This window comes from Providencia sp. CIM-Carb-044 (assembly GCF_033901115.1).
GTDB classification, from domain to species: domain Bacteria; phylum Pseudomonadota; class Gammaproteobacteria; order Enterobacterales; family Enterobacteriaceae; genus Providencia; species Providencia hangzhouensis.
On record NZ_JAXADV010000006.1, the window covers coordinates 48,855 to 62,639 of the forward strand.

Sequence of the window (13,785 nt, forward strand, 5' to 3'; positions counted from 1 at the left end):
GGTCATGAAAATGAAGATGGGTTTGCTTTACACGCTAAAACAAGGGATTGACTCGCTCTTAGTGTGATGTATGAATTATCACCACCAGTGCTGCGCGCAGATAATCGTATTGTGATTTTTGTGTTTTTTTGCATTTTCGGGATTCTAACATAACAAGATGCTATAGCAGACCATGACCTGTTATAAGCCCCATTTCCTTGTGTTACACCTGTAGTTGTGACTGTGACAACTTGCTTAACCCCATTTGCAAATACATCTATAAAAAAATCACCCTTCAATGCGTGTTCAATATACTCAGATGAGAAGTGCATTGTCGGCATGATTAAATCAACGTCGTAAGGAAGTCCCCCTATATAAGTTGTTGACGTTTCAACTGAGATATCTTTGTTTTTATAAAACTGCTTTGAAACTGATTCATAGATTGTACCTGTTGCGACATCACCTATGAATTTTTCGGCATGAACAGTTCCTTTAAAATCCCCATCCGTCGCGTAAATTTTCCCCCTGAATATCCCGTCATTAAATTCTGGATTGCCATTTTTAGGTATCTGCCAGCCTTTTTCACCTGCTTTGTAATCATTAGATTGAATGACATTACCGATTTTAGCATTTGTAATTGAGCCATCTTGAATAAAACCTGCGCCAATAAAGACTTGGTTATTAACGACTGCAAAAGGGGTAACAAATTGACCATTGGCATTATTGAAAATAATGAATTCATCAGCTGCAAAAGCGATTTGAGTGACAACTTGCCCGTTTTTAAAATGAGCACTCATCATCATTTTAACATCGTAGTATTGACCGTTATGCAATACCCCCGCTTTAATGCTGAAGTAAGCGCGAGAGTTCCCTTGCTGATCTACAGAAGTTTCCGCTCGTTTCTCAATTGCTGCTTTATTCTCACCGATTTCTGATTTAATGAGTTCGTTAACCTCCGCTTGTGATTTCTCATTATCAGATACCGTTTTTTTGAGAGTTGTAATGCTTGAGTTTAGATTGTCAAATTGAGCATCAATTTTTTCAAAAGATTGTGCATACGCTTGATGGTTATCAGCAACAACTTTATCAATGCGAGTAATTGACGCTTTAGCACGTAAGATTTCCGTACCTTGCACGTTCTGCTGGGCTGTTAGCTGACCAATAGCCTCAACTTGCGCCAATTCTTCATTACTCATCGTCTGTTCGATATGATTGATTGATGCTTCATTATCTTCAAAGCGTGCTTTTGACTGTTCTTTTGCCTCCGTTAATGCTTTATCAGTATTTGCCGTTGTTTCAGTTAACTTACCAATGCTCGCTTGGGTCTCTTCGTGCTGACTCTGTTGCGTCTGTTCAACCCGAGTTGTCGTTTCCTCAAGTGTCGCAATAGACTCGGTGTGCTGAGTCACTACCGCATTGATGTTAGATAACTCTTCTTTGTTAGCATTGATATCTTTGCCGAGTTCTGCACGAAGTTGTTCTGTGCGCTCAGATTGCGCTTTGTCTTTCTCTGCGATTGACTTACGTACATCAACAAATTCAGCTTGCGCCTCTTCAAATTGCGCTTTCACGCTCTCTGCTAGCTCAGCCGTTGCTTTTTCGTTCGTCGCAGTTGCATTCGCAATACGCTTGACGTCCGCTTTCGACTGTAGCAACTCAGAGCTGTGCTGATTCACTTGAGCTGTCGTCTGCATAATCGCTTCTGAAACTGCAAGCTCCACATTTGACAATGACGTCTCAAAGTGCGTGATATAGCCGCGCATCTCGCCGAATTCAGCTGTCGTTGATTGCTCGAATTTAGCTTGCGCTTTTTCTAAGTCGCTAGTTGCTGTCTCAACTGTTGTGACGCGTGATTTAACGCCATCTACATCAGCTTTCACTTGACTGATTTGCTGCGCTGTTGCTTTCTCATAACTCGACTGAGCATCCTTAATATTCAGGATTTCAGATGCGTTATAATCGACTTTTGCGGTGATTTGCTCTTGCCAGCGCGCCGCCGCTTCTCTGTCAGTGACTTGCACTTGCTCAATGCGGAATATCTCAGCTTTTCTATCAGCAACCTCTTCTTTCAAGCTGAAATGTACTTCCGTCGTGAACTTGGTGTTCATCATCACCGCTTCGTTGACCGCTTCAACATCTCTGTCAATGCTGACAACTTTCTGCTTCACATCAATAGCATCAAGCTCAAGCTCTGCAATCGCTTCTTTGCTAAAGTCAATCTGCTCTTGCATCTGCTTTCCAGCTTCGTTGGTGAGGAAGGTGTCGCCCAGCTCGTCGATCACCTCCGCAATAACGTTATCTGGTTTTCCTGTAGCTTCTACAAAATCAGATACACCGAAAGGATTTATAGAGCGAATATAAAACCAATACTCCTGCCCCTCTTTAAGTCCATCCTTTATCCAAAATGAACCTTTCCCTAATCTCTTGGTTTTAGTCTCAATATCGGCAACATTACTTACTCTTTGCTCACTTCCCCAAAACTCAAACACTGTATTAATTGAGTTGTCAGTTGAAATATACGGTGTTGCTTTTAGTGCAAAGTGCATTGAGTCGATTTGAATATGAGTAGGTTTTGGTGGTGCGCCTATATTCATTTCAATTTGAGATTCTGCGCCCTTCATCCCATTAATTATTTTAGCTTTAACACCGACAAAATAATTTCCCGCATTCAATCCGAAGAAATTATAGCTAAATAGGTCTGTTTCATCTTCAAACACAACGTTGCCGCTGTTGCTATACACTCGAACCTCGAATGATAAATCTTTTGTAACTGTTGATGATTCCCATGCAACCGTGGTCTGTACTGTTGGGCTATTGACGCTAATTACACGCAAGCGCTCAATTGATGGTGCACGATAGCCATTAATAGTATTCGTGGGTTGATCAAACACAGCCCCTTCATCAACAATCGCTTGTTTATTCGGGTTATGCTCTGCTGCTGATATTTTATATTTGCCATTGGCCTCTTCTTCTTTCACACTCGTGATACGATAGAGTTTTGTTTTAAGATTTTTGGCCGAAATAACAAAAGGGGAATGTTCTTTGAAATATTCAGGCTCTGACAGTAAGTGAATTTTATTTCCATCAATGTAATCAACATCGAATTTAACAGGTTTACCGTGCGCCCCCATCATAGAGAACGTAATTGATTGTTCGTTAATTTCAATCGGCGCATCAACGGTAATAATGCGTTTATTCCTTGAAATTACGCGCCCACTAACTCGTGTGCCTATGTGCTGATTATCAGCGATTTCGACAATATCACACGGCATAAATGAGATAGCATCACGAGCCATTGAAAACGAGATTCGCCCAGTTTCTCTTAAGGAAGTCTCAAGCAGCCACTTACCGACTCGATAAGCTTGGCCTCGGCTTGTGCATCCGAAGGCTTCTATTGTCGTCTCTTTGTATCCGTCATTCGCAATCGATACATCATCTGCAACATATTCTTTTGATGTCTCCCACCCGTTATTGGGGTCAACCCACGATACAATCACAGCATTGTAGCGCTCGTCACTCGGCGTTGAGTTTCGAGTAAACTTACCATCAATAACATTTGAATTAGTGATAAGTGCTACTGGGTCTGATGGCATATCGATAAGCATTGAAAAATAAGACCCATCCCAGACTGAGGAGCCTCGAAGTGACGAGGCTATTTTATCTAAGATAACCTTGGCTTTTTCTTGGCTTGTTAGATATGCGTTGAGCGTAAACCTTGGTTCTTTTCCACCATAACCATCATTGACAAGCTGATCGCAAAACTGAGAAAGTGCATATAATCGACCATCATCGATATCAACAAAGCCAACTCTTTTTGCAAGTCCATATCTATTATTTTTTATCAGTGCTCGATAAAGCCATGCAGGGTTGTTAGTCCATGCTTGCTTGAAACCACCAAGCCAAACTCCGCTATAAGTGCGATTGATTGGGTCATAGTTATCGGGCACGTCAACAATCAACCCTCTGTAGTGATAATTGCGCGTGGGAGTATCTTTAAACTGGTCTCTGTCGATAACCACGCCGACAATAGCCGAGAATGGATATGACAACCGATCATCTATTATTTCAGTGTAGCTATTCCAAATAGTGCCGTTTTGCAATGAATCTGAGTTACTGTCTTCGGTAATCCTTCGTACTCGTAAATCAAAAGGCTTTTGCTCTGGCGCTTCAATAATGTGAGATTCTAAATACTCTCCTGATATTTTATTGGGGCCTATCGTGACGATTTTTTGTGTGACATACCCACCGTTACCCGACTTAACTTCAATCGCCATCTGTACGGAACTGTTTTCCTGATTACCGCTTGAGTCTGTTTTAACTAAGCTACTGACGCCGATATTTAATCGAACTCTGTCAACTTCTTGATTCGTTATCGTTCTAACTAGTGGTGTCTCTTTTGTTACCGCATTGTTAACCATTACGGTAGATTCTAAGTAATCAAAACCATTTATCGGCTCTTGATACTCGCTTCCGTTTCTCCACGCAGCAGCAACGCCATTGATGCTAATATCGCCATTCTTATTTGTAACGGGCGTCTTATTGAGCATGATTGATGACATATGCTCTGTATCAACTGGCCCATATATTGGCCCTTCTGATATCAAATCAAGCACACGTAAAAATTGCTTTGACTTTAAATTATCATTAAGGAGTATAGGAGTTTTTGCTTTACCGCCGCCTGACGACATAGTGACCTCAACTTATTGAAATATCCCAATCTTGGTTGTTTGATGTATCGATACCCAGCGATATCACGTTGCTTCCCACCACCATTTCCCCCAGTAAAATAGGAACTGGCCTACCTTGACCAACAAGGTTTTCAGCGCTGGAAAATGAGTTGTTTGTTATCTTGTCTGACTGTGCGTCAGTAGATGATGGTTTGTTAGGTGTTTTGAATAATGTATAAAGTGACAAAGCAATAGAAGCTGCGACAAGTCCAACAACAACCCACGTTGCGATACCTCCTGCTATAGCCCCTTCCACTACGGGAGTAAACTTAACAATTGTGTTATCGGGTAACGTTCGTTCGAAATGAAATGATAATTCGTCAGGGTGGACGTTTTGATTGTTAATGCTGATATGCATCTGAGATTGTGTAAACGCTTTTCTAAATTCTATATCTTGCCCAAACAATATTCGCAATCCTCGGCTAATACTGTCTGTGCTCATATTGAGGTCGCTAAAATATCTTCGAAGATGCCCTCCGAATTCAAATTTAACCATTTCTCATACCTCCAAATGGAATGTGTCGTGTGCCAGTGCCCCTGCCTTAGAGCCTCTCTTCGGCTTAAATTCCCCGCGCAATCGTGGTGAATTGCAATGTTGTCACCAAGGTAGACCATGGCGTGGCTTGGATTCGCTCCGTAAAATGGCGAACGAATGATGATATCGAGTGGTTGAATATCCGAGAGTTCGACTTGATAAAAGCCATTTTCTGGGAGATTTTTGATATACAAATTTTCATCCCGCAGCCACCAGCCGTCAGACCTTTCGAATTCGGGCAAGTCGACGCCACATAAATGATATGCATCTCTAAACAGCGTGTAGCAATCCGTAATTCCATGTTCAAAATGTCTACCAAGGAGATGAGGAACAGGCTCAAATACACGCAATCTATTATCGCTAACAAGCCACCAGTCAAGCCCCGTCATGAGTTGCTGTTTTCTGTCTGCGGCAGATAGCCTAAGATTCACTTGAGGGTGGGAATGAAAAACAGCAGTTACCTCTCCTAGCTTTTCAGCCTCCGACCAATCCCCGCCACTAATGCGAAAATGCTTCTCTGGCTCACTGTGCGAGTTTTTACATTTAAACAAATACGAATTATCAATGATCAATCCACACTGCTCTAAATGGCTCTCAGACGCATATTTAATGCACTCATGTTCTAGCATTAACCCACCTTGTTACTATTCGAAAATAGCCCAATCGGTAATACTTCGGGTTTTGGAAAGCGTAGTCGACAACCTGCTTTGGAATGAGAACATCTATCTTTTAGTGGATCTGATGTTGGCTTATCAAACTCATCAGCAACAGGCTTTCCAGTGTAACGGCAGCCCTCCCCGCGATAAACCCATGTACAGACATCAGCAAGTATTGTGCGAGCTGGAATAATCGCGATATCACTTTCAGAGGGTGATGCCAAAGCATAAGTAACTTGCTCGGCTGTTTCCTCTATCATCTCATCAACGATATACCATGACACCGCCTCTAATGTGGGGTTTGCACTTGCGTTGCCATCTTTGAAATTAATTGCATCAAGCGCTGTCGCTGGCACCTGTCGGCGAATTAATTTAGCGCCAACAATGTCATTAAAGTCACTATTCAAACCTGTCATAAAGCCGAATAGATTACTGACTGTTAACGTTGGTTTTGACGATACCCCTGATGTTTTGAACTCAAACCCTTCCGCTTTGATTACATGGGCCTGATATTCTTTCCCCTGCCAAATTAGATTTTCATAATTTTCATTTACGCCACCATAAAAACGAATAATATCCCCACCTAGGTTTTGTAAATTCAACTCAAATAAATCGAGTATCGCTGTAACTCCGGCATCTACAGTGGGAATTATCATTTCTTTCGGGATATTTCTCATCGGGTCACCTCTTCAAAATCTGCCGTTAGTTTGTGAATTATTCCGTTTTTCGAATAGGACCAACTACGGCAAACATAGCGCCCTTGTAGCCCTGTATCGGAAGGTGTCCATAAAAAAGATTCCACCGCCCCTCGCGCCTTCAAAAAAGACCTAACCTCTTTTGCTACATTCGGTTTTCCGCATAGCCCATCGACACCAATAAAAGTTAGTGCGGAATATTTAGAAAGTATGGGATTAATGCCTTTCTGCTGGCGCTGCTCGTAGCCATCACCAAAGGTAACAACGGATACATTGGGGGTTTCTGTGACAGTGAAATCTTTCTGAGGCACCCAATTGAATATTGGGGTCACAACTAGTCTCCTTTAGAACTGAAATAAATTAGCTTATGACTTATATAGTAAATCTACTGATTGCAACAATTAGCCTGTAGCGTCGAAAGAATACGCTGATATGCATCTTCATTAGAATTAAGTGTCGCGTGAACTCGAAGTATATCAGCACTTAGCGCACCAAATTCACAGCTCATTGCTGCTTGCATGTCAGTGAGCTGTTTTTGTAACTCTGCGATCTGAATGCTTTGACGTGTGACCTGTGCTGATAACTCACTGATCACTGCTTCTAAATGTTGATTGCTCATAACTACCCCTCCTTATTAACTTAACATTCCACCCGGGCGCTTTTGGTCTTTGATTTGAAGTAATGCAGTGGTTTTCATCATTTCTTGCATTTTCTTCATTGTTGCATCATCTATCCCGTTAGTTGTGTGAATAGTGAAATGATTCTCTTGATATATTGTTGCTCCCCAGCCAGAGCCGCCGCCGATATCTTTATTCGATATCACTCGCCCATTATCACCCGGTATCATGTATTGCTTGCCAGTGCTGGCTTTGAAGATTTCAGGCTTGCCATTTTCACCGACTCGGTAATATTTATCCGCTGATACTGGGCCGCCGCTTTCACGCCCTCCGCCAAATGCCATGCCCACTGCTTGAGTGCCAAGGCCAGAAAGCTTACTTGCCATCTGCCCACCGGCCATCGCAATTTGAAATGCCGTCGCCCCTGTCGCTGATGCAGTACCCAATGTCGCAATAGATGCTGCTATCGCCGCCGGAGTCCATGCTGCCAATGCTGCCGCTCCTCCTGCTGTTGCTGTTGCGGCTGCTGCCATCGCTGATGCTTTGCCGAGCGTTTGAGATAAAATGAAGTTCTTCACCATCTCAACACCCATTTGCACAAACGAGTTTACAAGTGTGTTTAATATCGTGCTTCCCATTGAGCGAAGGGCTTCTTCTGCTGACATGCTGCCAGTAATGATGCCTGTAAGAGCATTGGATGCGTTACCGGAAAACGAATCAATAGCGCCTGTGAGCATTTCAAAACCGAGATTTTGCTGTCTCAGTATTTGCCATCCCGCCTCGGTCATCTGCTTGTTGAATTCGTTCTGAGAAGCTGTCCTCAACATTAAATACTGAGCATCTGTCGCCTCTTTTTCGGCAGTAAACTGCTCGTGAGTCATTTGCTGTTTTGCATAAGCCTCTTCAAGTAACGCCTGCTCTTGTTTGTGGAAGTTCTCCATCATCACCAGCTTTTTAGCTTGTTCATTTGCTAAAGCTTGGACGGGGTCGAATTTAGCGCGGTTTTCCTCAATGTAATTGACTGTGCTATTGACTTTAATTTCTGCGATTTTGTTAGCGTATTCAGAAGCAATTTCATATTTACGTTTATGATACATTTCTTCTGTGATCAGATTAGCGTTAAGTTGCCTATCTAGTTGCTCTAATGCTAACTTCTGCTCTCTTGCAGCTTGTAGTCCTAAATTTTGCTTGTAAGCGTCCTCCCTATCTTTGATGGCCTGTTTTAAGTCGAACTCCTTTCCAGCAAGCTCAGATATTTCTGCAATCTGCTGTTCCGTGGCTTTTGTTCCAAGTTTTAGCTTTGCCTCTTCAATTGCAGCGTCTCTGTATAAACCCTTAGCTTCTAACGCTGCAACTTTTGTCGCATCAGCAAGATCAGTTATTTTTTTCTTGAGCTTTTCTGCCTCTGTCGCCTCTTTCGCAGCCGCACTAGCCGCTTTTTTTGTGTCTTTTATGGTTTCTCTTTTTTTCTTTTCATTCCTATATTTTTCTTTCTCTTTATCTATCAGATCCTGAATTGCTGGCTCGCTTGTAATCCCAGCATCTTCAGCGGCGAACCTGACTTGAAGTTCAACTTTTGCTTCACCATCAAGCTTAGATAAAGCCAAATCCCTCTCTATTTTCTTTTTTAACTCCTCCCCTTTTTCGCCGCCATAATCCAGCATCAAGCTTTGAGAATTGAATTTTTGCTTGCTTCTTGTGGCTTTCTCCAAATCTACGCCATACTGTCTTAGCGCAGCGCTTCCACTAGGTAATAGAGTTTTAGCTTCATAAGATAATAGTTCAACACCTTCTCTTAGCTCGCCATTGAATTTTGCTGTTGCTATAGTTACAAAGTTTTTGGCTTGAGATAACCTTTGTTGTGCCCTTTCAAGCTCACTCGCAGCAATTTTCTGATCATTCAAAACGATATTTAGAGCCTCAGATGCCTCCCTTCCTCTTCTGCTGCTTAACCCAAACCTTTCGATTTCTCTGTTGTAACCCTCTATTTTAAATGTGAGTTTTTTAAACCGCTCCTGAGCTTCTTTTAGTGATTTTTCCAACTCTGGTATTTGTTTGTTTGCTTTACCTATCTCTTCTCCAATTTGAGCTCGCGTCATCTCTTTGAATTTTTGGATAAGCCCGTTTACTCCGTCCGCTAGGCTATTCGCACTATCTCTAGCTTCCTGAGCCTTTTGGCTAAAATAGAACAAGCCTGACGCCGCCAAAACTGCAAATCCTACTGGTCCACCAACCAACCCAAGCGCACCTTTCAGTACGCCGCCAATCGTAATGCTAGCCCTTGACGCCGCCGCAGCCGCTTCCGCTTGGGCTAATCTATGCTCAGATAACAATCTGTTGTACCTATTTACTATTGGAGCAGCGTTTCTTCTTGCTGCCGACAGCCTAGCTTCTGCTGCTGCAACTTGATCGGCTGTTGTTGCAGTTGCTCTCATTTGTTGCGCTAGCTTAACTTCATCTAGCGCTCTTGTTTTAGCTACTGACGCTGCTCTTAAATTTGCAGCGGCTGTTAATTCTGCTGATGATGCAAGCCTGTGTTCCGCTATGGCTAAATTTCTTGATTCTATAGCTGCTTGTATTTTCCCTTTTGCTGCCATCGCTAGTGCGCCAGCAAACCTACTGCCTAGCACTGAGGCTAGCAACGTTAATACGCCAGCCAATGCGCTCAGGTTTTCACTTACTGTTACAACAGAATCATTGAATACACTCACAAATGACTTTATTGTTGATGACTCTCCAAAAAACTTTGTGATGTTATTCCCAGCCTCTTGCATTGCTTGAGACATCGTCTGAGTTGTATTTGCGAACTCCTTGCCGATTGAGTCACCTTGAGATAAAAGGCCATTGACAACGACATCTGTCGTTAACTTTCCTTCTGCTGCCATTTTTCTCAGCTCGCCAATTCCAACACCTAAAGAATCAGCCAAAGCGACCATTAAACGACTTCCTTGCTCGGATACAGAGTTAAATTCTTCTCCTCTCAGCACGCCAGAAGCAATGCCTTGAGATAACTGAATGATGGCATTTTCAGCCTCTTGCGCGGTTGCTCCGGAAACAATAAACCCCTGATTGATTATTGTCGTGAGTTTAGCTAGATCTTGAGCTGACGTATTGTACTGTCTTGTTCCTCTTTCTAAGCGAGCATATAGAGTTGCCGTTGCATCTAAACTTGATCGAGTTGTTTGAGAAATATTAAATATTCGCTCAGTGACATCAACTAAAGACTCCCCCTCTCTAATCGAGTTAGAGAGTTTGTTGTTTAATGTTGTCCATGCTTCCGCGTAGTCGGCTACAGACTTAACAGAGAGATAACTTGTTAACGCTACTGCCACTTTAGATAGAGATAGCATCGCCTTGTTTGTGCGATCTATTGCAGTGCTTGTGCTGTTAAAGCTTGACTCCATTCTATTGAGCCTCTGTTCTAGAGTTCTCTGTGAAGTTAAAAGCTGCTGAACATCCATCGATACGTCGTATACTATCTCGCCTAGATTCGTTGACATTTCTTTCTCCTAGAAAAAGAAAGCCCCGTCAACGCGACGAGGCCTTTAGCTAAAATAAAAAACCCCGCCAAACGGCAGGGCCATAATTAGTTCTATATTTATGCTATTTTAATTTACAATTCATTAATAATTGCCCTGACTTGTCAGAATAAACCACATTAAAAATACCTGCATGTTTGGAAAATAATATTCCTAACGATTTATCATCGAGAAACAAAACGTCATTGCCGTCACTATCCTTTTTTTCATTTAATTTTGGCGTTGTATAGCTTCCAGACTTCATCCCTATGACTGTGATCTCTCCATTTTTATCTATATAGTTGCCAATATTAGCTAAAAATACAGGGGATCCACTAGAACCATTAAAGCAAGCCGCATCAATTACAAATTCAGGTCTACCGTTGTATTTAATTCTCGGGTGTGTCGCTGTTATACCTTTTCTGATAATTGGTAGATTATTAATTTTGTCCCATAAGGAGTTGGGATATCCAATCATCACTATATCTTCAAATGCAGATAAGCTTTCTAGTAATTCGTCTTTGGCTATAAATTCTTGTTCAAGTATTGTGAAGAAAAATTCATCTCCTTCTTTTTTTGAGGCATTCAATGCCTGAGCTAATGGAAGCAAAGCTAAATCAACATCATTATCTGGATGCCCATGCCAGTAATCACTGGCGTCCTGAAAGATGATAACTTTATGCTTTCCAATATCAGGCTTTCCTTTTTCTTTTAGTCTTGTCAGGGTTATTCTGATTTCATTTGATTTTTTTAACACATGCCTATTAGTTATAACTGTTAAAAATGTACCCTGTTTTCTTTCGAAACCAAATACAAATCCAGTCCCTGTTGATGTTGTGCCATCAGTGTTTTCACAATGAATTCGCACAGTACAGTGTAACAAATGCCCTAATAGATTTTTCACATTATCCATATTGTGCCTTATAGAAATGAGTTAACTTTTCTATAATATTCGCATCAACCAAGAATCAATACACGACTTATTTTTCTTTGCTCAACTCTTGAACCTTCGTTTCTAATTCCACGATTCTTGCAGTTATAGTTGAAAATATTTTCGTTAAATGTGGGTCTTCAATAAAAACACCACCACCCTCAAGTGGTATACCAATACTATTTGCATCAGTTTTGCTGATAAAACCGTTCTGTTTATCCATTATGATTTTATTCATAATTACCTCATAAGTTTTAATTTATACAAAGCAAAAGACCTCAATCAAGAGGCGTAATGTGTGATCTGGATTACAAGCCCATCCTTGGGCTATGTGTGGGTTAGGCTACAGCTTTAAACTCTTTATCGTGAGTAAATAATCCGTCCCAATTCTTTTTCATTGGTAACTCACCTGCAAGATAAAGGTCATAAATGCGTTTAGCGCCTTTCTTCAATAATACAGGCTGATATTTAATAAATGGTTCGTACCCATGAGGATTAATTTCACTCTGATTTTCAGTCATGTATTTATCACGAGCATATGAAGCAACACGCCAGCGAACATTTTTACCTGATTTACTCTCGTTATATAGCCAATTGCGTTCTGCCAACCACATTTGAACTTGTTGAGTATTTACACCATTAAGCATTTTACAGAACTGTGTTGGCGTCATGCCTTCTTTGAACAGGTTTGACATGCATTCAACTTTATTGCTCAGTTCTTTATTTGTGTGTTCGAGTGCAATAACTTTTTCTGAATAAGTCAGTAATGTTGAGCGCAAGAATTCAGGATCATTCAATGCAGCCATTGGATTAACCTTCCCTGTTTCTAGGTCATACCAACGCTTAATAACTGCTGCACGGCGCTTAACATCATAACCAGTCACTAAAATTTCGGAGTGATATCGGTCTAACAAGTATTCCCACGCGTTAGGATTTGACTCATCATAATGAACACAACTAACACTATGATTTGTAAGGTAAAGCAAATCTGCGTTACGGATATAGTCCTTTTCATTACCTTCATACATTTCAGCAAGCATGACGCGAATATCGCGACAAATGTCTGCATGCTTTTTACCTGTCAACTCCGCAATCTCACGGCTCGACATAGTGACATTTGTTTCATTTGATGCTAATGTTAATTCGTTCATTGAAACTTTTCCTTCTGGTTTAGTTTGGGATTGGCCAATAGTTGCAGCTATTGGCTTTTCTGTTTTAGAACAGCCTTGGTACTTCTCCATTTGATAACCGTCCATTCAATTCTCGTTTTAAAATCATCGTAAACGCATATCCATCTTGAAATCTATCCACTAAATTACCAGCTAAAGGTGATTCCATTTTTCTCAGCATCGGGTAAATACTCTCTTTCCATGCTTTGTAGAAAACATCATAGTGTTTAGCTAAAGCATTAATGTTATGCGCGTCCTTTTCTCTTTGTGTTACTGGTTTAACTAATTCAACCTTTTCAACCTCCTTATCTAGAATATCCAATACCCATTTTCTAAATAATTTTGCCACTGATGTTCTTGCAAACATTGCGATCAGATGCGCACCACGTAAAGAGAAAACCCTTTGTTTTTTCTTATAATTTCCTGAGGTCACTGAATCAATGACCTGAGTCATTTGTGGTGAAAACTCGTCAGCATTCGAGTTGTATAAATTAGTAATTGATTTCTGACTTTTATACCCAAGCGCTTTTGCTAAATCACTTGATGATAACCAGACAGAACCACCAATATTAACTACAGCCATTGATACACTCTGGAAAGTCAATTCTTTTTTAGCTACAATGTTCATGTCATTTATTCCTGTCGAAGGGTTTATTTGGCAACTGGCCTCATACTGTTTGCGCGGATGAGGCCTTTTATTATGGCAGTGTAATCTCACCTTTATTCACCATATCCCTTACCAATTCCACAATATACTCAAGCTGAACCTGTGTTGAGCGTCGTTTTTCTTTAGCGACATCATCAAGCCACTGTCGCATATCTGGCTCCATTCTGAATGGATAAGGTGAAGGTCTAGTATCTTTTTTCATTTTATCTCCTATGAAGTATTTTAATTTCACATCTTCATGATGTAGTATTAGTTATATACCATGACTCCATATTGTGTCAATATGAATTT

At 41.1% G+C, this 13,785-nt stretch carries 12 protein-coding genes; all 12 read right to left on the reverse strand.

The window, feature by feature from the left end:
• Positions 1-2 precede the first annotated feature (2 nt).
• Positions 3-4,667: a phage tail protein gene (locus SJ312_RS13095; RefSeq protein WP_319867913.1), complete on the reverse strand. Its 4,665-nt coding sequence runs from the start codon at positions 4,665-4,667 to the stop codon at positions 3-5.
• A 7-nt stretch (positions 4,668-4,674) separates the two neighbouring features.
• Positions 4,675-5,148 (reverse strand): tail assembly protein, encoded by a 474-nt coding sequence (locus tag SJ312_RS13100; protein ID WP_081095929.1) that lies wholly within the window; start codon positions 5,146-5,148, stop codon positions 4,675-4,677.
• Positions 5,145-5,870, reverse strand: a complete 726-nt coding sequence (locus SJ312_RS13105; RefSeq protein WP_319867916.1) for a C40 family peptidase — start codon at positions 5,868-5,870, stop codon at positions 5,145-5,147. The genes SJ312_RS13100 and SJ312_RS13105 overlap by 4 nt, the downstream gene beginning before the upstream one ends.
• Positions 5,870-6,574, reverse strand: coding sequence for a phage minor tail protein L (locus tag SJ312_RS13110; RefSeq protein WP_061064229.1), 705 nt, complete (start codon positions 6,572-6,574; stop codon positions 5,870-5,872). The genes SJ312_RS13105 and SJ312_RS13110 overlap by 1 nt, the downstream gene beginning before the upstream one ends.
• Positions 6,571-6,924 carry a phage tail protein gene (locus SJ312_RS13115; RefSeq protein WP_061064230.1) on the reverse strand — a complete coding sequence of 118 codons (354 nt, stop codon included), beginning with the start codon at positions 6,922-6,924 and terminating at the stop codon, positions 6,571-6,573. The genes SJ312_RS13110 and SJ312_RS13115 overlap by 4 nt, the downstream gene beginning before the upstream one ends.
• Before the next feature lie 53 nt (positions 6,925-6,977).
• Positions 6,978-7,211 (reverse strand): hypothetical protein, encoded by a 234-nt coding sequence (locus SJ312_RS13120; protein ID WP_318558869.1) that lies wholly within the window; start codon positions 7,209-7,211, stop codon positions 6,978-6,980.
• A gap of 15 nt (positions 7,212-7,226) precedes the next feature.
• Positions 7,227-10,709 (reverse strand): tape measure protein, encoded by a 3,483-nt coding sequence (locus tag SJ312_RS13125; RefSeq protein WP_319867920.1) that lies wholly within the window; start codon positions 10,707-10,709, stop codon positions 7,227-7,229.
• A 103-nt stretch (positions 10,710-10,812) separates the two neighbouring features.
• Positions 10,813-11,640 carry a trypsin-like peptidase domain-containing protein gene (locus SJ312_RS13130; RefSeq protein WP_319867922.1) on the reverse strand — a complete coding sequence of 276 codons (828 nt, stop codon included), beginning with the start codon at positions 11,638-11,640 and terminating at the stop codon, positions 10,813-10,815.
• A 67-nt stretch (positions 11,641-11,707) separates the two neighbouring features.
• Positions 11,708-11,896, reverse strand: coding sequence for a hypothetical protein (locus SJ312_RS13135; RefSeq protein WP_319867924.1), 189 nt, complete (start codon positions 11,894-11,896; stop codon positions 11,708-11,710).
• 100 nt (positions 11,897-11,996) lie between these two features.
• Complete coding sequence (locus tag SJ312_RS13140) at positions 11,997-12,914, reverse strand: Rha family transcriptional regulator (protein WP_319867925.1); 918 nt, start codon at positions 12,912-12,914, stop codon at positions 11,997-11,999.
• Positions 12,874-13,455: a Bro-N domain-containing protein gene (locus tag SJ312_RS13145; RefSeq protein WP_210848421.1), complete on the reverse strand. Its 582-nt coding sequence runs from the start codon at positions 13,453-13,455 to the stop codon at positions 12,874-12,876. Before SJ312_RS13145 ends, SJ312_RS13140 begins: the two co-directional genes overlap by 41 nt.
• Before the next feature lie 70 nt (positions 13,456-13,525).
• Positions 13,526-13,696: a hypothetical protein gene (locus tag SJ312_RS13150; protein WP_154600744.1), complete on the reverse strand. Its 171-nt coding sequence runs from the start codon at positions 13,694-13,696 to the stop codon at positions 13,526-13,528.
• Positions 13,697-13,785: the final 89 nt, after the last annotated feature.